At 44.7% G+C, this 18,887-nt stretch carries 15 protein-coding genes and 1 other annotated feature; of the genes, 2 read left to right on the forward strand and 13 right to left on the reverse strand.

The window, feature by feature from the left end; all coding sequences use genetic code 11:
* Positions 1–6: 6 nt before the first annotated feature.
* The 13 genes from yihA to ilvB form a co-directional block, all read right to left on the reverse strand.
* Entirely contained in the window at positions 7–594 is a 588-nt protein-coding gene (gene yihA, locus SC79_RS08370) for a ribosome biogenesis GTP-binding protein YihA/YsxC (protein ID WP_010330252.1), read from the reverse strand.
* The gene (gene lon, locus SC79_RS08375; RefSeq protein WP_039074667.1) at positions 591–2,915 is read right to left on the reverse strand and encodes an endopeptidase La; all 2,325 of its coding nucleotides are present in this window, start codon (positions 2,913–2,915) and stop codon (positions 591–593) included. Before lon ends, yihA begins: the two co-directional genes overlap by 4 nt.
* A gap of 179 nt (positions 2,916–3,094) precedes the next feature.
* Positions 3,095–4,753, reverse strand: coding sequence for an ATP-dependent protease LonB (gene lonB / locus SC79_RS08380; RefSeq protein WP_039074668.1), 1,659 nt, complete (start codon positions 4,751–4,753; stop codon positions 3,095–3,097).
* Between the two features lie 152 nt (positions 4,754–4,905).
* Positions 4,906–6,168 (reverse strand): ATP-dependent protease ATP-binding subunit ClpX, encoded by a 1,263-nt coding sequence (clpX, locus tag SC79_RS08385; protein WP_039074669.1) that lies wholly within the window; start codon positions 6,166–6,168, stop codon positions 4,906–4,908.
* Between the two features lie 271 nt (positions 6,169–6,439).
* On the reverse strand, positions 6,440–7,714 hold the full coding sequence (gene tig, locus SC79_RS08390) for a trigger factor (protein ID WP_010330248.1): 1,275 nt from the start codon (positions 7,712–7,714) through the stop codon (positions 6,440–6,442).
* Between the two features lie 227 nt (positions 7,715–7,941).
* A complete protein-coding gene (ddcA, locus tag SC79_RS08395) occupies positions 7,942–8,946 on the reverse strand; it encodes a DNA damage checkpoint antagonist DdcA (protein ID WP_039074670.1) in 1,005 nt (334 codons plus the stop codon).
* 118 nt (positions 8,947–9,064) lie between these two features.
* Positions 9,065–9,664, reverse strand: coding sequence for a 3-isopropylmalate dehydratase small subunit (gene leuD, locus SC79_RS08400; protein WP_039074671.1), 600 nt, complete (start codon positions 9,662–9,664; stop codon positions 9,065–9,067).
* A gap of 12 nt (positions 9,665–9,676) precedes the next feature.
* On the reverse strand, positions 9,677–11,095 hold the full coding sequence (gene leuC / locus SC79_RS08405; protein WP_039074672.1) for a 3-isopropylmalate dehydratase large subunit: 1,419 nt from the start codon (positions 11,093–11,095) through the stop codon (positions 9,677–9,679).
* Between the two features lie 49 nt (positions 11,096–11,144).
* On the reverse strand, positions 11,145–12,242 hold the full coding sequence (gene leuB / locus SC79_RS08410) for a 3-isopropylmalate dehydrogenase (RefSeq protein ID WP_039074673.1): 1,098 nt from the start codon (positions 12,240–12,242) through the stop codon (positions 11,145–11,147).
* Between the two features lie 20 nt (positions 12,243–12,262).
* Entirely contained in the window at positions 12,263–13,819 is a 1,557-nt protein-coding gene (locus SC79_RS08415; RefSeq protein ID WP_039074674.1) for a 2-isopropylmalate synthase, read from the reverse strand.
* A complete protein-coding gene (gene ilvC / locus SC79_RS08420; RefSeq protein ID WP_010330243.1) occupies positions 13,806–14,834 on the reverse strand; it encodes a ketol-acid reductoisomerase in 1,029 nt (342 codons plus the stop codon). Before ilvC ends, SC79_RS08415 begins: the two co-directional genes overlap by 14 nt.
* Before the next feature lie 23 nt (positions 14,835–14,857).
* Positions 14,858–15,376 carry an acetolactate synthase small subunit gene (gene ilvN, locus SC79_RS08425; protein WP_010330242.1) on the reverse strand — a complete coding sequence of 173 codons (519 nt, stop codon included), beginning with the start codon at positions 15,374–15,376 and terminating at the stop codon, positions 14,858–14,860.
* Positions 15,373–17,097, reverse strand: coding sequence for an acetolactate synthase large subunit (gene ilvB, locus SC79_RS08430; RefSeq protein ID WP_039074675.1), 1,725 nt, complete (start codon positions 17,095–17,097; stop codon positions 15,373–15,375). Before ilvB ends, ilvN begins: the two co-directional genes overlap by 4 nt.
* A gap of 118 nt (positions 17,098–17,215) precedes the next feature.
* Positions 17,216–17,463, reverse strand: a binding site (T-box leader).
* A gap of 425 nt (positions 17,464–17,888) precedes the next feature.
* Between ilvB and SC79_RS08435 the strand changes: the two genes are divergently transcribed.
* Together SC79_RS08435 and SC79_RS08440 are read left to right on the forward strand one after the other, a co-directional pair.
* Positions 17,889–18,203, forward strand: coding sequence for a hypothetical protein (locus tag SC79_RS08435; RefSeq protein ID WP_039074752.1), 315 nt, complete (start codon positions 17,889–17,891; stop codon positions 18,201–18,203).
* 182 nt (positions 18,204–18,385) lie between these two features.
* Positions 18,386–18,856, forward strand: coding sequence for a GNAT family N-acetyltransferase (locus tag SC79_RS08440; RefSeq protein ID WP_039074676.1), 471 nt, complete (start codon positions 18,386–18,388; stop codon positions 18,854–18,856).
* Positions 18,857–18,887 lie beyond the last annotated feature (31 nt).

Consider the following 18,887-nt stretch of genomic DNA (forward strand, 5'->3'; position numbering starts at 1 on the left):
AATTCTCTACCGGTTTATCATTTTTTTGATCGCTCCCCAAGCTTCGTCTTTCCCCTTCTTCGTTTCAGAGGAGAAGAGAATCAGCTCGTCTTCCGGATCAATATTTAATGTCTGGCGGACAACTTTTGCGTGTTTGTCCCATTTTCCTTTCGGGATCTTATCCGCCTTTGTAGCGATAATAATGACAGGGATGCCGTAATACTTTAAGAATTCATACATCTGCACATCATCAGCAGACGGCGCATGCCGCAAATCAACGATCTGCACCACTGCTTTCAATTCCTCGCGTGACGTGATGTAGGTTTCAATCATTCTGCCCCAAGCTTCACGCTCAGTCTTTGACACTTTGGCAAAACCGTAACCCGGCACATCCACAAAATGCAGCTCATCATTGATAATGTAGAAATTCAGCGTTTGTGTTTTTCCCGGTTTTGATGATGTTCTCGCAAGATTTTTGCGATTGATTAATGAATTGATAAAAGACGATTTTCCCACGTTCGATCTTCCGGCCAGTGCAATTTCCGGAAGCCCCCCATCAGGGTACTGCTCCGGCTTAACCGCACTGATCACGATTTCTGACTTTGTGACTTTCATTTCTTCTCTCCTACTAAGGCATGTTCCAACACTTCGTCTAAATGGGACGCCAATATAAATGTCAGGCCCTCTCTGACGCTTTCCGGAATATCCTCTATGTCTTTTTCATTTTCTTTAGGCGCAATAATGGTCGTTAATCCCGCTCTATGCGCGCCAAGCGCTTTTTCCTTTAAACCGCCGATTGGCAGCACGCGCCCGCGAAGCGTGATTTCCCCAGTCATGCCGACTTCACGTGAAACTGCCCGTCCCGTTAAAGCAGAAACAAGGGCTGTTGCCATCGTAATACCAGCTGACGGACCATCTTTAGGCACCGCACCTTCAGGTACATGTATATGAATATCATACTTCTCATGAAAGTCAGGTTCAATGCCAAGTTCTTCAGTTTTTGAGCGCACATAGCTGAACGCGGCCTGAGCAGACTCTCTCATGACATCTCCGAGCTTTCCTGTCAAAATCAATTTCCCTTTCCCCGGAGAAAGCGATACTTCAATCGACAGCGTATCTCCGCCGACGGTTGTATAAGCAAGCCCTGTAACGACACCTACCTGATCCTCTATTTCAGCTTGTCCGTATCTGAAAACGCGCTTTCCGATAAAGTCCTGAAGATTCTTTTCAGTAACCGTAATCCGTTTTCGCCCTTCAGCAACAATGGTTCTGGCCGCCTTCCGGCAAATCGCGGCAAGCTGGCGTTCAAGGCTTCTCACACCAGCTTCTCTCGTGTAGTAGCGGATGATATCGAGTATCGCCTGATCACGCAGCTGCAGGTTGCTTTTCTTAAGCCCGTGTTCCTTGATTTGCTTCGGCAGCAGGTGGTCCTTCACGATTTCAAGTTTCTCTACTTCTGTGTAACCCGCAATATTAATGATTTCCATTCTGTCTCTGAGCGGCCCCGGGATCGTGGCCAAATTGTTTGCCGTTGCGATAAACAGCACTTTTGATAAATCAAAGGTTTCTTCAATATAGTGATCACTGAAGGTGCTGTTTTGCTCTGGATCTAGCACTTCAAGCATAGCAGATGACGGGTCGCCTCTGAAATCAGATGACATTTTGTCAATCTCGTCCAATAAGAATACCGGATTCAGCTTGCCTGCTTTTTTCATGCCTTGAATAATACGTCCAGGCATTGCTCCGACATACGTCCGTCTGTGTCCGCGAATCTCTGATTCATCACGCACTCCGCCGAGTGAGATTCTGACAAATTTCCGCTCCATGCTTTTTGCAATTGATTTGGCTAAAGACGTTTTCCCGACACCTGGAGGTCCTGCCAAGCAAAGAATCGGGCCTTTTAGGGATTTTGTCAGCTTTTGGACAGCCAAATATTCCAAGATCCGTTCTTTCACTTTTTCAAGTCCGTGATGCTCTTCGTCCAAGAGACGCCCTGCCTCTTTCAAATCAAGTTTATCAGCAGTCTCATCCGTCCACGGGAGAGCGATCAGCCAGTCGATATAGTTGCGGATCACGGAGCTTTCCGCGGAACTTGACGGAATTTTTTCGTATCTGTTTAATTCCTTAAGCGCCGTTTCCTTTACATGGTCAGGCATGCCCGCTTGTTCGATTTTTTCCGTCAGCGTCTGCACTTCGCCTGTCTTGCCTTCTTTATCCCCAAGCTCTTTTTGAATCGCCTTCATTTGTTCACGCAAGTAATATTCCTTTTGCGTACGCTCCATCGAACGTTTGACGCGCTGGCCGATTTTTTTCTCGATCTCCAGCACTTCTTTTTCATTATTAATAAAATCAATGACCTTGTTCAGTCTGTCTTTGACCTCCGCCGTTTCTAAAATATCCTGCTTATCCTTGAGCTTAAGAGGCAGGTGAGAAGCAACGATGTCTGCCATTCTCCCTGGCTCTTCGATATCAGTAACAGCAGCGTACGTTTCAGCCGAGATTTTTTTAGAAATTTTTATGTACTGATCAAAGTGGTCTAACAAAGTCCGCATCAATGCTTCGTCTTCTGTATCTTTAGAATCATCTTCATGAATCAGCTGAATGTCGACCGACGTATAATCCTCATACTCATTGTATTTGACGATCTGGGCGCGCTTGAGGCCCTCAACCAACACACGAATCGTACCGTTCGGAAGCTTCAGCATTTGCTTAATTTTTGTATAGGTGCCGACAGTAAAAATCTCGTCTTCACCCGGTTCGTCTATCGAAATATCCTGCTGAGTGGCTAAAAATATCATATGATCATGCATCATTGCCTGTTCAAGGGCTTGGACCGACTTGTCACGTCCTACATCTAAGTGTAAAACCATCGTCGGATACACTAATAAACCTCTTAAAGGGAGGAGCGGGATGCTGCGTTTTAATTCTTCTGCCATGTGACTGACACCTCCGTGACTTTAGTATGAACCATTATAATACAACTTTTTCATCCTTGTACAATAAACGGCATGGTTCCACTTTCTATAATACAGTCTCCTCGTAGTATACCCTTTCTTTCTGATATGAAAAAGGAAAAGATGTCCTTCATAAAAAAAACCCTATTTTAGAAATAGGGTCAAACGGATTCTTTATTGATTTGCATATGAAGCGGTTTTTGTTCTGTTGGCGGATTCACTAAAATTTCATCAAGCACTTCCTGGAACGTCTTCACTGCAATAATTGTGATTCCATCAATCTTCTTTAAGATCGTCTGCTGATTTTCATATGGGATAATCACTTTTTTCGCCCCGGATTGCTTTGCTGCTTTTATTTTCGGAATCACGCCTCCAATGGGTTTTACAAGACCATTCAGGCTGATTTCGCCCGTCATGGCTACGGTATTGTCAATTGGGATTTTGTGAATCGCCGAGAAAATCCCTGCTGCCATCGCGATACCCGCCGACGGCCCGTCAATCGGGATCCCTCCTGGGAAATTAACGTGAATATCATAATCAGACGGCTTCATCCCCATTGTTCGCAGGACGGTTAACACGTTTTCGACCGACCCCTTTGCCATGCTTTTTCTCCGGATTGATTTTGATTGGCTGCCGATACTTTCTTCTTCAGCTATCCCTGTGATATTAATGGATCCTTTCTCCTGAGCCGGGCTTACACTCACTTCGATTTCCAAAAGCGACCCGCTGTTAGGTCCGTATACAGCAAGCCCATTTATGATGCCGACTTGCGGTTCAGCTCCGATTTTCTGCTCGTGCTTTGGAGTAAGCTGACTGGAATGAATAACCCATTCAATATCCTCAATTGTAATGTCTTTCCGATTCTCTGTTACTGCCATTCCCGCTGCGATTTGTATCATGTTAACGGCTTCCCGCCCGTTCCGCGTAAAGCTCGTCAACAGATCCAGACCTTCAGCAGAAATGTTTTTTTCAATTTTATCCGCTGCTGTTTCGGCAACTGTTTTCAGCTCATCCTTTTCAAGCTCACGGAAAAACACCTCTAAACAGCGGGATCTGATAGCTGGCGGAATTTCATTCGGCATTCTTGTCGTTGCGCCAATCAGGCGAAAATCAGCCGGCAGCCCATTTTGAAAAATATCGTGAATATGATTCGGGATTTGTGTATTTTCCTCACTGTAATACGCGCTGTCTAAAAAAACTTTTCTATCCTCAAGCACCTTCAGCATTTTATTCATTTGAATAGGGTGCAGCTCACCTATTTCATCAATAAACAGCACACCGCCATGAGCATGGGTAACAGCCCCCTGCTTCGGCTGCGGAATCCCCGCCTGTCCCATCGCTCCTGCCCCTTGGTATATAGGATCATGGACAGAGCCGATGAGCGGATCGGCAATTCCTCTTTCATCAAATCGTGCTGTTGTCGCATCGAGTTCCACAAAAACAGCTTGCTCTTTAAACGGCGATTGTGTATGTTTTTTCGCTTCTTCTAACACAAGCCGTGCAGCAGCAGTTTTACCGACACCCGGAGGTCCATAGACAATGACATGCTGAGGATTCGGCCCGCACAAAGCGGCCTTTAATGCTTTAATGCCGTCTTCCTGTCCAACGATATCTTGAAAGCTTTTGGGGCGGACTTTTTCAGATAATGGTTCGGACAAGCTGATAGCGCGCATTTTCCGAAGCTGCTCCATTTCCTTCTTTGATTCCTTATCTATCGTGACCTTTTGTGTCCTTTGATTTTTAAGCAAATTCCAAAAATACAAACCAATGATAATCCCAAAAAACAGCTGAATAAATAACGCGATCCCTGTCCAACTCATGATGGTCCCTCCTGAAAAACAATTTATGTATCCAATTCATTCCTCTGAATGCTAGTATCTCCCACAGGAGACGGGAATAAACGTTTTTCCGGAAGAGTTTGCACGACAAAAAACCTCCTGAATGTCACCACTCAGGAGGTTTGTGCTTATCATTATGCAGATGTTTTGTCTTGGTTTACCTCAGTGCCGTCTTTTAATAAGAGGCGAGGAGGCTCTCCATGTGTCACCGTCGCTCCTGTAATCACACATTTTTCAATGTCATCACGAGAAGGCAGATCAAACATCACATCAAGCATGATGCCTTCAATGATAGAACGAAGTCCGCGAGCGCCAGTCTTGCGTTCAATTGCTTTTTTAGCAATTTCAGAAAGAGCGCCTTCTTCAAACTCAAGCTCAACATTGTCAAGCTCAAGCATTTTCTTGAATTGCTTCACAAGGGCGTTTTTCGGTTTTGTTAAAATCGCAACCAACGCTTCCTCGTCAAGTTTTTCAAGACTTGCAATAACCGGAAGACGTCCGATAAATTCAGGGATTAACCCGAAGCGAAGCAAGTCTTCAGGAAGCACTTTTGAAAGAAGATCCTCTTTCTCAAGATCAGCAGCTTTATTCTCTCCGCCGAATCCAATGACTTTTTGGCCTAAGCGGCGTTTGATGATTTGTTCGATACCATCGAAAGCACCGCCGCAAATGAACAAAATGTTTGTTGTGTCAATTTGAATGAATTCTTGATGAGGATGCTTACGTCCTCCTTGAGGCGGCACGCTTGCCACTGTACCCTCAAGAATTTTAAGCAGCGCCTGCTGTACACCTTCACCTGACACGTCACGTGTAATAGACGGGTTTTCTGATTTTCTTGCCACTTTATCAATTTCATCAATATAAATAATGCCTTTTTCAGCTTTTTCCACATCATAATCAGCAGCTTGGATGAGCTTCAAAAGAATATTTTCTACATCTTCACCCACGTATCCAGCTTCAGTCAGAGACGTAGCGTCCGCAATCGCAAACGGCACATTTAAAATGCGGGCCAATGTTTGCGCCAGAAGGGTCTTACCGCTTCCTGTAGGACCGATTAATGAAATATTACTTTTTGAAAGCTCAACATCATCCACTTTGCTGTTGGAGTTAATGCGCTTATAGTGGTTATACACAGCAACAGCGAGTGATTTCTTCGCTTGATCCTGGCCGATGACATATTCATTCAGAATTTCGCGGATTTCCTGAGGCTTTGGTACGTCTTTAAATTCTACTTCTTCCTCTGTTCCGAGTTCTTCCTCCACAATTTCAGTGCAGAGTTCGATACATTCGTCACATATATATACACCAGGTCCGGCTACAAGCTTACGAACCTGATCTTGTGTTTTTCCACAAAACGAGCATTTTAATTGTCCTTTTTCCTCGTTAAATTTAAACATTCTTTCACCCCTTAATCTTGTCTCACTTTTTCTTTTACCGGCAGAGCAAAAGAAAATGATACTTGAAACGAACGAGTATGTATTGCATTTTACCATACTTTCCAAAAAGACGGTAACAATGTGTTTCTGACTTGCACATTCTATATGTATGACAAAAAACAGCCCTGCATTAACTATCTTGCCCCAAGAAAAAGAGATATATCATAATTGTACAAAACAAGGCACGAATCATTCGCGCCCTGTTTTATTCTTACTATTATTATGCACCATATTAACGGTTTTCTACAAGAAAATCAATCGCTTTGCGAACTTTTAAATCTTCTTTCATCGCGTCAGTAGAACCGATGGCTTGTTTAATATTTTCAACAGGCATGTTGTATGCTTCAGCCATTTTAGAAAGCTCAGCATCAACTTCCTCATCAGATACTTCAAGGTTTTCCGCTTTCGCAATTCCTTCAAGAGTCAGGTTAGATTTAACGCGTTTTTCAGCATCTTCTTTCATTTGCTCTTTTAACGCAGCCTCATCTTGGCCGGAGAATTGAGTGTAAAGCTCAAGGTTCATGCCTTGCATTTGCAGACGCTGTTCGAATTCTTTCAGCATGCGGTCAAGCTCAGTGTCGACCATTGCTTGCGGTACATCGATTTCAGCATTTTCAGAAGCTTTCAGAACAAGCTCTTCACGCAATTTAGCGTCAGCTTCGTTTTCTTTTGCTTCTTCTAAACGTTTCTTTGTTTTCTCAGTTAATTCAGCGAGTGTTTCCACTTCTTCATCGATATCTTTTGCGAATTCATCATCAAGTTCAGGAAGCTCTTTCGCTTTGATTTCGTGAATTTTCACTTTGAACACAGCTGGTTTGCCAGCAAGCTCTTCAGCGTGGTACTCTTCAGGGAATGTCACTTCAACATCCTTCTCAGCACCAGCTTCAAGACCGATTAGCTGCTCTTCGAAGCCAGGGATGAATGAACCAGAACCAACTTCAAGAGAGTAGTTTTCTGCTTGTCCGCCTTCGAATGCTTCGCCATCAACGAATCCTTCGAAATCCAGAACAACTGTGTTTCCTTCTTCAACAGCGCCTTCTTCTTTGACAACAAGCTCCGCTTGACGCTCTTGAAGCGCTTTTAGTTCGTTTTGAACATCTTCGTCAGTTACAGTTGCATCGTCTTTTTCAACGCCCAGGCCTTTGTATTCGCCAAGCTTCACTTCGGGTTTCACTGTTACTTTCGCAGTGAAGATTAAGCTTTCGCCTTTTTCGATTTTCTCAACATCGATTTCAGGACGGTCTACAGGCTCGATTCCAGCTTCTTCAACCGCTTTAGGGTATTCTACAGGAAGAAGAATATCCAAAGCATCTTGGTAAAGAGCTTCTACGCCAAAACGCTGTTCGAATAATCCGCGAGGAATTTTACCTTTACGGAATCCAGGAATTGAAACTTGTTTTACTACTTTTTTAAATGCATCATCAAGTGCTGTTTTAAACGTTTCAGCATCAACTTCAACCGTTAAAACGCCTTCGTTGCCTTCTTGTTTTTCCCATTTTACAGACATGTGTTTCCCTCCAAAAATCTATTCAGGTTGTGTCGGTCTTCCATTCTAAAGCAATCATTCGGCTTCGTCCAACAAAAACAAAGCTGCCAAAGATCAGAATCATTATGTATAGATGTGAATAATGAACTGCAAAGCCTGTCCAACCGTATTTCTTATAACCCGTTATACACAAATACAACCATTATATTATAACATAACACTTAGCGCTTTCAACTATATGGCGCGATTTACAAATAAGAAATTTCTTCAATATCTTTTATCATGGTGCATGCTTCATCAAGTTCTCTGTCGGTAAACTCATACATCATATGAAGTTCTTCTCTTTCTATTTCAATCCCGTGCATCTCATAACCGACTTTATGCAGGGCAGCCGCCCAAAGGTCAGCCGACAGCAATTTCGGCTGGAACGGATATAAAACGTACATATGTCTTCTCCACAGTTCTTCCACTGCCGCATACAAGGTCGGATTTTCATTTCCAAGCGTCTCATCCAGCACACGGAGAACACGGTGTAAAATCGGAGCGGCATCAGGCGGGACAATCTCAGACGGTTCAATGGTCAGCGACTCGCCAAATTTAGTAATGTGCACGGGTTTGCTATACTCGTGCTCAGCAAGCAGCATGACGATCATTGTTTTGATAATCGGGTGAGCCGAGGGGTCTTGAAGGAGTGTTTTGAGCAGACCTGTATACTTCGCTACATTCCGGTCTTTTAAGGAATGAATTAAATTCATTTGCTCCTCAGGGCTTGCCAGCACTTTCTCCGTATCAATGGTATCCTCATATTCCTCGGTCCAAGCCTCATCCTCACGTTCCGGATCGGTCATTTTACGGCTGAAATCAAGCAGCTTATAAAATTGCTCGGCGCTTTCCGCAGGCAGCTGGTTTTCATCCAAAACAGCTTCAATCGTGCTTTTGACTTCTTCGTATTTTTTGAGCTGAATTAAGATGGTCATGTACACCTGCAAAACCGTGAAATAATGGCCATAGCCTTCTTTTAGCATCTTCTCGCAGACGCTTTTTGCCTCTTCCAATTCGCCCAGCTCCAAAAAGCAGATGGCCATCCCTAAGTGAAGATCGGATTCAGTATCGTCATATTTCATCGCTTCTGAAAACAAATCAAGCGCTTCTTGATACTTTTTTTCCTTCAGTGATGACATCCCTTTTTCCACAAGACGGTCTTTCAGATGAGGAAAAGGAATAATTTTTGCGTTCTTCTTGTCATGCGTCATACCTATATTCCTTTCAGGCATTTATTTTGTTCAAGTGTATCAACACCTGCGAACAAAAACAAGGAATGAAAGGTTTCACCAGGCGAAAAAAGCCGCCCGACAAATGCCGGCGGCTTTTTCAGGCTTGAAGCCAAGAGCTTCTTTGTGCTTCAAATTGCTTGATCTCATCTTCAAGCAAAAGCGTTAATGAAATTTCATCATAGCCGTTGATAAGCATCTCTTTCCAGTGCTGATCAACTTCAAAAGAAATTTGATTGCCTTCACTGTCATGAATAAGCTGATTTTCAAGGTCGACAGTCATTTGCAATGACTGGTTTTCATACTGCCCGACAAGCGTTCTCCAATTGTCATATGGCATGCGAATCGGCAGCATGCCGTTCTTAAAGCAGTTCTGGTGGAAAATATCGGCAAATGACGGCGCGATAATAATTTTAAACCCATAATCATCAAGCGCCCATGGAGCGTGTTCACGCGATGACCCGCACCCGAAGTTCTCCCCTGCTATTAAGATGGAAGCCCCTTGATAAGCAGGCTGGTTTAATTCAAATTCAGGGTTCGGTTCACCTTTCTCATCATATCTCCAATCAAAGAATGCAAAACGGCCGTAGCCTGTTCTTTCAATTCTCTTCAAAAATTGTTTCGGAATAATCTGGTCTGTGTCAACATTGATTCGATTTAATACGGCCGCTTTCCCCGTATGTGTTTTCAAAGGTTCCATCTCGCGCACTCCTTACACAACTGTTTTTTCCTGATAAAACTTTCTGACATCAACGAAGTGTCCGTGAATGGCAGCCATCGCAGCCATTGCCGGACTGACGAGATGTGTTCTTGCACCTTTTCCTTGTCTGCCTTCGAAGTTGCGGTTAGAGGTTGACGCACAGCGCTCTCCTTCAGGAACAACGTCATTATTCATGCTTAAACACATGCTGCAGCCTGACTCTCTCCATTCAAATCCAGCTTCCAAGAAAATGTGGTCAAGCCCTTCTTTTTCAGCCTGAAGCTTCACGCTTTGAGATCCGGGAACGACAATGGCTCTTACGCTGGCAGCTACCTTCTTCCCTTTGATCATATCAGCTGCCTGGCGAAGGTCAGTCATGCGGGAATTTGTGCAGGAACCAATAAATACGTGCTCCACTTTGATGTCTTCAATTTTCTGAAGAGGACTCAGCCCCATATATTCATAAGCGCGAATCGCTTCTTTTTTGTCATCTTCTGCGGAAAAGCTCTCCGGCGCAGGAACTTCGGAATCGACAGGAAGAACCATTCCCGGGTTGATGCCCCATGTCACCATCGGAGAAATGTCGTTGCCGTCAAGGACAATAGATTTATCGTACACAGCGCCTGGATCTGTGCGCAGCGCCTTCCATTCCTCTACGGCTTTATCAAATTCTTCGCCTTTTGGCGTGTACTTGCGGTTTTGGCAATATTCAAATGTTACCTCGTCAGGCGCAATTAAACCTGCTCTAGCCCCTGCTTCAATTGACATGTTACAAACAGTCATCCGTTCATCCATCGTCATATTTCTGAATACTTCCCCAGTGTATTCAATGACGTAGCCAGTGCCGAATTTCACTCCGTATTTGCCGATGACAGCAAGAATGACATCCTTTGCCGTTACCCCTTTTTGAAGCGTTCCGTCTACGCGCACTTCAAGTGTTTTCGGACGCTGTTGCCAAAGTGTCTGTGTCGAAAGGACATGCTCAACTTCACTCGTCCCGATTCCGAATGCAAGGGCGCCGAATGCGCCATGGGTTGATGTATGGCTGTCGCCGCATACGATCGTTTTCCCTGGAAGAGTCAAACCAAGTTCAGGACCGACAACATGGACAATCCCTTGATCCACACTGTGAAGATCGGCAAGGCGCACGCCAAATTCTTCACAGTTTCGTTCAAGCGCCGTCACTTGGCGTTTCGCCACTTCATCCTTTATCTCAAATCGATTGACGGTCGGGATGTTGTGGTCCATTGTCGCAAATGTGTTTTGGGGTCTTCTGACCTTTCTTCCCTTTTGTCTCAACCCTTCAAAAGCCTGCGGAGACGTCACCTCATGAATAAGATGCAAATCAATATAGAGAAGATCCGGTTTTCCCTCACCATGTTTCACAATATGCTGATCCCAAATCTTTTCGATGATTGTTCGAGGCATCACTTTTATTTCCTCCCTCTACCTATGAACTAAGACCGCTTCACGTAAGCTGTCACACATTAGAAATTGTTTTTTTACTCATTATTGCTGCCTTAACTTCCTCTGTAATGGCCTGAGTGCCGCTGAACTCTTCGCCTCGTGCCAAGTCTCTTGTTCTTTTTCCGGAAGTTAAGACTTTGTTAACTGCATCTTCTACAGCTTTCGCTTCCTTTTCAAGCCCGAAAGATGTTCTCAAAAGCATTGCCGCTGACAATATGGCTGCGAACGGATTTGCCATCCCTTTTCCGGCTATGTCAGGCGCGGAGCCATGAACAGGCTCAAACAGATGGAGACCTGAGCTTGATAGGCTGGCTGACGGGAGCATTCCGAGTGAGCCTGTAAGCATGGAGGCTTCATCGCTTAAAATGTCGCCGAACATGTTTTCAGTCACCACGACATCAAATTGATTCGGTGCATAAATCAGCTGCATAGCTGCGTTATCCACAAGCATGTGCTCCAGCTTCACATCAGGAAAGTCTTTTGCAACGTCCTCAGCCACTTCACGCCACAGTCTGCTTGATTCAAGAACGTTCGCTTTATCAACAGAGGTTACCTTGCCTTTTCTGGCTGCGGCCATTTTGAAGCCCTCTCTGATCACGCGTTCAATTTCCGTCCGCTTATAAAACAGTGTGTCTACAGCTTCCTGCTCACCTTCCGTGTTTACATAGCGCTTGCTCGGCTGGCCGAAATACAAGCCGCCTGTCAGCTCACGGACGATAACGAAATCAACGTGATCTATATATTCTTTTTTCAAAGGTGAAGCGTCGGAAAGGCTCTCAAACACCTTCACAGGCCGCAAATTCGCAAACAAATCAAGCTGTTTTCTGATGCTAAGCAGCCCTTTTTCCGGTCTGAGCTCTGATGGATTTTGATCCCAGTTCGGTCCGCCGACAGCGCCGAGCAATATCGCGTCCGCGTTTTTGCAAACCGCAACGGTTTCCTCCGGGAGGGGGTTGTTATGTTCATCAATCGCCGCCCCTCCAATTAGGCCAGATTCAAATTGGAATTCATGATGAAAGCGTTCGGCAACACTTTTCAGGACGTCTGTCGCTGATTCTAATACTTCAGGGCCGATCCCGTCACCAGGCAATAGAGCAATACGTTTCTTCAAGTTAACCGTTCTCCTTTCTTTTATGACCCGACAGCTGTATGGTTTTTAAGTCCGCTCATATTCGACTGGAAAACCAATTGACGGTTGACTGCGTTCAGATAGGCTTTCGCTGAAGCTTCTAACACGTCTTGCGCTATGCCCCGCCCTGCTGATTCTTTTCCATTCACTACTACTCTTACATACACCTGGGCAAATGCGTCTTCGCCTTTTCTGTTAGACTGAATGCGGTAGTCCAAGAGCTCCACATCTTTATCGATGCAGCGCTCAAGCGTGTTGTAGATCGCTTCCACGCTTCCGGCTCCAGTTGCCGCTTCCTGAATAAGCTCTGCGTTTTCTTGATTTTTCAAAGAAAGGGTTGCCGTAGGAACCTGACTTGTTCCGTAATGCACTTGCAGAGAAAGAAATTCATACCCAATCTTGCGGTCTGTTACTTTTTCTTCTAAAATAAGAGAAACAAGATCCTCATCAGTGATTTCTTTTTTCTTCTCAGTCAACTCTTTGAACATCGTAAAGAATTTATTAATCTCTTCACTGTCAAATTGGAACCCTAAAGCAGTCAGACGGTCTTTAAATGCGTGGCGTCCGGAATGTTTACCCAGGACAAGCGCATCCGCTGTTACACCAACAAGCTCCGGTGAAATAATTTCATAAGTCGATTTTTCTTTTAAGAAGCCATCCTGATGGATGCCTGATTCATGTGCAAATGCATTATCGCCCACAACCGCTTTATTGCGCGGAACAGCCATACCTGTCAGCTTGCTTACCAAATCGCTTGTTCGCTTAATTTCGTTCATTGTAATGCCTGTTTCAACTTGATAAAAATCTTTTCTGATATGAAGGGCAACGGCAATTTCTTCTAATGCGGCGTTACCGGCTCTTTCACCGATCCCGTTGACAGCACATTCGATTTGATCAGCGCCACTTTCAATCGCAGCAAGAGAGTTTGCGACTGCCATTCCCAAATCATCGTGACAGTGGGCTGAAAGCTTTGCTTGATGAATGTTCGAAACGTTTTCCTTCATATATTTAAAGATATTTCCGTATTCTGCTGGAGTCAGGTAGCCGACTGTATCCGGAAGATTGATCACACTGGCGCCAGCGTCAATGACTTTCTCGACGATTTCCGCTAAAAACGGCAGTTCAGTGCGGCAGGCATCTTCAGCTGACCATTGCACAACCGGAAAACGCTCTTTTGCGTATTTCACCATTTCAACGGCTCTTTCTATCACTTGCTCGCGAGTCATGTTCAGCTTGTGTTTCAAATGAATGTCCGATGTGGCAATAAACACGTGAATTCTCGGGTAAGCACCATCTTTTAACGCTTCCCAAGCAGCATCAATATCACCCTTTACACAGCGGGCAAGACCAGTCACCGAGCCATTTTTAATGGTTCTTGCGATTTCCTGAACAGCTAAAAAGTCACCTCGGGACGAAGCGGGAAACCCCGCTTCAATGATATCTGCCCCGAGTCTTTCGAGCTGCTTTGCTATGGCAAGTTTCTCCTGTGTATTTAAGTTCACGCCAGGGGACTGTTCACCATCACGAAGCGTCGTATCGAAAACATTAATTTTGCGCAACGGAGACCACCGCTTCCTTCTTCTTGCCTTGTTTCACAAACGGCATCATTTCACGAAGCTTTCTTCCCACCACCTCGATTTGATGTTCGTTTTCGCTCGCGTTGATAGCGTTGAAACGAGGACGGTTTACTTGGTTTTCGACGATCCACTCTTTTGCGAATGTACCGTTTTGGATATCTTTTAATACTTCTTTCATCGATTCTTTTACTTGAGCATCAACAACGCGCGGTCCTGATACGAAATCTCCCCACTGTGCTGTGTCAGAGATTGAATATCTCATGCCCGCAAGCCCTTCTTCATACATAAGGTCTACGATTAGTTTCAGCTCGTGAAGACACTCGAAGTATGCAAGTTCAGGCTGGTAACCTGCTTCAGTTAAGGTTTCAAATCCAGCTTTTACAAGCGCGCTTAATCCGCCGCAAAGAACTGCTTGCTCACCGAATAAATCGGTTTCTGTTTCTTCTTTAAATGTCGTTTCCAAAACGCCAGCTCTCGCGCCGCCGATTCCTTTTGCATACGCAAGGGCTTTGTCTCTTGCTTCTCCAGTCACATCTTGGTAAATCGCGAACAATGCCGGTACGCCAGCTCCTTGCTCATATGTTCTTCTGACCAAGTGTCCTGGACCTTTAGGCGCTACCAAGAATACATCTACATCCGCTGGCGGAACGATTTGATGGAAATGAACGTTAAATCCGTGAGCGAACACCAATGATTTTCCAGCTGTCAATTCCTCTTTAATTTCAGCTTCGTAAACTTTTTGCTGCTGTTCATCCGGAAGCAGCACCATGATGATTTCCGCTTGGGCTGCCGCTTCTTTTACTGTAAATACTTTATGTCCGTCTTCTTGGGCCTGTGTGAAAGATTTTCCTTGTCTAACACCGACGATCACGTCAACTCCGCTTTCTTTAAGGTTCAGGGCATGTGCGTGGCCTTGTGAACCGTATCCGATAACCGCTACTGTTTTCCCAGCCAATACGTTCTCTTTGATATCACCGTTATAATATACTTTTACCATTTCAATCTCTCCCTTGTTATGTTTTATACAATAGATATTGTTTTATTGGATGACGCCTTTTGCTGGGTTCCCCTCGCAAAAGCCGTTGTACCTGTTCTAGCGATTTCTTTAATGCCATAAGGTTTTAACAATTCAATAAGCGCTTCAATTTTGTTAGATTCGCCTGTCACCTGAACAACGATGCTGTCTCTGCTGACATCAACGACAGAGGCTCTGAACGGTTCAATCATTCCATTAATCTCTGATCTCGTTGACGGTGCGGAAACGACCTTGATTAAGGCCAGCTCCCTCTGAACAATCGATTGATTCGTGATGTCTGTGACTTTTAGTACATCAATCTGTTTGTTGAGCTGTTTTGTCAGCTGTTCAACATCATTTTCTCCATCAACGTGAACGACAAAGGTGATTCTGGAAACGCCGGTTGTTTCTGTGTGGCCAACCGTAATGCTTTCAATGTTGTAATGTCTTTTGGTAAATAGACCGGTGATCCGGTTTAATACGCCGGAACGGTTCACCACAGTCAATGTGATAATTCTTTTCAAGGTTTCACCCCCACCATTTCATGCAGCCCTTTCCCCGGAGCCACCATCGGGAACACTTTTTCTTCTCTTGCAACCCGTACGTCAATGACAACCGGTTCTTTTGATGTCAATGCCTCTTCCAGCTTTTCTTTCGCTTCCGCATCTGATGAAATTCTGATGCCTTTAATGCCGTAGGCTTCTGACAATTTGACGAAATCAGGCTGAGAAGCAAATTTAGATTCTGAATAGCGTTCTTCATAAAAAATTTCCTGCCACTGTCTGACCATTCCGAGACAAGCGTTATTTAAGATGATAACTTTGACTGGCAGATTTAATTCGCGAATGACATCGAGTTCTTGAAGCGTCATTTGAAAACCGCCGTCCCCAAGAACCGCCACTACAGTAGCCTCTTTATCAGCCAGCTGTGCGCCAATTGCTGCCGGAAGGCCGAATCCCATCGTTCCAAGCCCGCCTGATGTGACCCATTTATCTGCTTGTTGGAATGGATAAAATTGCGCTGACCACATTTGATGCTGGCCGACATCCGTGGCGACAATGGCCTCGCCCTTTGTAAATTGATGAATATATTCAATCAATTTCTGAGGTTTAAAGCCGTCTTCTTCATGATCTACATACCAGAGCGGGTACTCTTCTTTCCATTTGGCGAGCTGTTTTTTCCATTCGCCTGAATCGCTTTGTCTTCCGTCTTGTTTGATCAGCTCCTGCAGGACAATTTTGCTGTCTCCGACGACAGGAATCTGCGTTTTCATGATTTTTCCGATTTCAGCCGGATCAATATCGATATGGGCAATCTTTGCGTTTCTTGCAAAGTGCTTCAGGTTTCCTGTGACACGGTCATCAAAACGGGCGCCGATACTGATTAAAAGGTCACAATCATGAAGGGCCATGTTGGCTGTATACGTGCCGTGCATTCCCGCCATCCCCAGAAAAAGCGGATGGTCGGCCGGGAAGCCTCCGAGCCCCAAAAGGGTGTGTGCCACAGGGATTTGCTGCTGTTCCACATAATTTTTTAATTCTTCTGACGCTTTACCGTGCAGTACGCCCGCACCCGCCAGAATCACCGGTTTTTTGGCGCTGCTTACCGCTTCGACAAGCTTGCGGATCTGCAAATAATTCGGCTCTATTGTCGGCTGGTATCCCGGGAGATTCATTTCATGATCGTAGCTGAATTCTCCTTCAATTGTTGCGATATCTTTTGGAATATCAATCAGTACAGGCCCAGGTCTTCCAGTTGTTGCAATATGGAATGCCTCTTTAATGATGCGCGGCAGATCTTCAGGCTGGCGTACCTGATAGCTGTGTTTTGTCACCGGCATCGTAATTCCTAAAATATCCGCTTCCTGAAATGCATCACTTCCGATAACGGATGTGGCTACCTGCCCTGTAAAGACGACTAGTGGCAATGAATCAATCATGGCATCCGCAAGGCCTGTAACGAGGTTTGTCGCTCCCGGGCCAGACGTGGCAATGACGACGCCCGGTTTTCCAGAGACTCTTGCGTATCCTTCCGCTGCATGAATCGCACCTTGTTCGTGACGGGGAAGGATATGTACCATCCCTGAATGATAAAGCTTATCGTAGATCGGAAGCACAGCCCCGCCCGGGTAACCGAAAATCATTTCTACTTTCTCTTTTTTTAATGATTCAATCAGCATTAATGCTCCGCTCATCGTCTGTGTACATTTGGCAGATGCTGAATCCACCTGTACATTAGTCCCCATTTTCAGTTCCTCCTTTTGGATTTTCATCCTCTAAAGATCGTTTTATTAGTTTGATAGCTGACTATTCAATAAAAAGAGCCTTTCCACCCACAATCAGCCGCGCAGTGATGCGATAGCTAAAAGGGGCGAAAAGGCTCTTCTTTCCGCGGTACCACCCTTGTTTACGGCCTATTGAATCAGCCGTCTCATGGATATTTCTATCCGCTTTAATAACGAGTGAATCAAGTTCACCCGGCCAAGTCCTACTATGGTTTCAGACTGGCACTCTGAGGCGAGTTCACCTTGTAAAGCTTCGCCGGTTCTCAGCTACCCCGGTTCTCTGTGGAAAGCTTTATCAAGGCTACTTATCCTCATCTGCGCTTTTCATATTCAGCCCCCGAACAGCTTTTTCAGCTGTTGAAGAAGGTCGTTTGTTTTTTCATTTTTCAGAATCATATTGCGATCTTTTTTGCTTGTGAAGCTTGCGTTTATCTTTTGTTGAACTCATATTACGCCGCTTTGGACGCAGTGTCAACAGCATTTTTTAAAATTATTAGACAATTTTGATTAATCAATCTATATTGTATACGCTTTCATTATTGGTGTATAAGGAATTGTAAATGTTAAAAGTTTTTATAATTTTTTTATTAATCTATCAATAATACAACAGACTATCCCAATCCGATAGAAACATGTCATAAAATATAACGTGTTATCGTCTCGACAAGATTATAGGTATGGAAGGTCGGATAGGCACTTCCATTATTCCCCCGGCATACATTGATGGTATCTTGCAAAGAAAAGGTGATACGATGAATAAATCATTAGCTGATATGCAAGGGATTCCCTTGGGCTTTCCCAGCTTGCCTCAGCCATATTATCCGGCAGCTCCTGCCTATTATCAGCAGCCATTTGGAAACGATGGCTACGGACAGCCGTACAGCCAGTCATACAGTCCCATGAGCACTCCATCTGCGATGTACTCTTCATTCCCATATGCATCAGGATTTTACGGACAACAATTTGCTGGGGCTGGCTATAGCGGCCATGGGGTCGGTTTCGGTTTCCCGGCGACGCACGCCGTCGGATTCAGCGGAGCACCTGGCGCTCACGTAGGGTTTCGATAGTAAGGCCGAACATTGTTTTCGGCCTCTTTTTTTCTTTGAAATGCCTGATACAAAACAAATCATGCCAAACACGTTTCATACCGGCAGATTTTCTGTCTTTCTATTTGGAATAAGGACGGAATATGCATATGATGAAATCAGTTATGTTCTGAAAACCTGCGAATTTTTGAGGAGGAATAGAATTGCTTATAAAAATAGATGATGTAACTGAACACGAAGTGATTTCATTGGTGAATGAGCATTTACATAGCATGACACTCATGTCCCCGCCAGAAAGCATCCATGCTCTAGATGCAGAAAGGCTGAAAGGGCCTGAAATGACATTTTGGAGCGCATGGGAGGGCAACGAACTAGCCGGCTGCGGAGCGCTTAAAGAACTGGACAGCAGGCATGGAGAAATCAAGTCGATGCGGACCGCTGCATCCCATTTAAGAAAAGGCGTTGCCAAACAAGTTCTCAAGCACATCCTGAGTGAAGCTAGGAAGCGAGGCTATGAGCGGGTAAGCTTAGAAACGGGTTCAATGGCCTCATTTGAGCCGGCAAGAAAATTGTATGAAAGCTTTGGTTTTCAGTACTGTGAACCGTTTGCTGACTATGTTGAAGATCCGAACAGTGTGTTTATGACGAAGAAGCTGTGCATTTTTATAGGATAGATATGTGCAGAGGATTTTTGTCTACTCTTAT

This window comes from Bacillus sp. MSP13 (assembly GCF_000815295.1).
GTDB lineage: Bacteria > Bacillota > Bacilli > Bacillales > Bacillaceae > Bacillus > Bacillus vallismortis.

What these genes read in the sequence shown, in the direction of transcription:
- yihA (WP_010330252.1), bottom strand. Translation starts at nt 594, where the DNA reads ATGAAAGTCACAAAGTCAGAAATCGTGATCAGTGCGGTTAAGCCGGAG.
- lon (WP_039074667.1), bottom strand. Translation starts at nt 2,915, where the DNA reads ATGGCAGAAGAATTAAAACGCAGCATCCCGCTCCTCCCTTTAAGAGGT.
- lonB (WP_039074668.1), bottom strand. Translation starts at nt 4,753, where the DNA reads ATGAGTTGGACAGGGATCGCGTTATTTATTCAGCTGTTTTTTGGGATT.
- clpX (WP_039074669.1), bottom strand. Translation starts at nt 6,168, where the DNA reads ATGTTTAAATTTAACGAGGAAAAAGGACAATTAAAATGCTCGTTTTGT.
- tig (WP_010330248.1), bottom strand. Translation starts at nt 7,714, where the DNA reads ATGTCTGTAAAATGGGAAAAACAAGAAGGCAACGAAGGCGTTTTAACG.
- ddcA (WP_039074670.1), bottom strand. Translation starts at nt 8,946, where the DNA reads ATGACGCATGACAAGAAGAACGCAAAAATTATTCCTTTTCCTCATCTG.
- leuD (WP_039074671.1), bottom strand. Translation starts at nt 9,664, where the DNA reads ATGGAACCTTTGAAAACACATACGGGGAAAGCGGCCGTATTAAATCGA.
- ilvC (WP_010330243.1), bottom strand. Translation starts at nt 14,834, where the DNA reads ATGGTAAAAGTATATTATAACGGTGATATCAAAGAGAACGTATTGGCT.
- ilvB (WP_039074675.1), bottom strand. Translation starts at nt 17,097, where the DNA reads ATGGGGACTAATGTACAGGTGGATTCAGCATCTGCCAAATGTACACAG.
- SC79_RS08435 (WP_039074752.1), top strand. Translation starts at nt 17,889, where the DNA reads ATGAATAAATCATTAGCTGATATGCAAGGGATTCCCTTGGGCTTTCCC.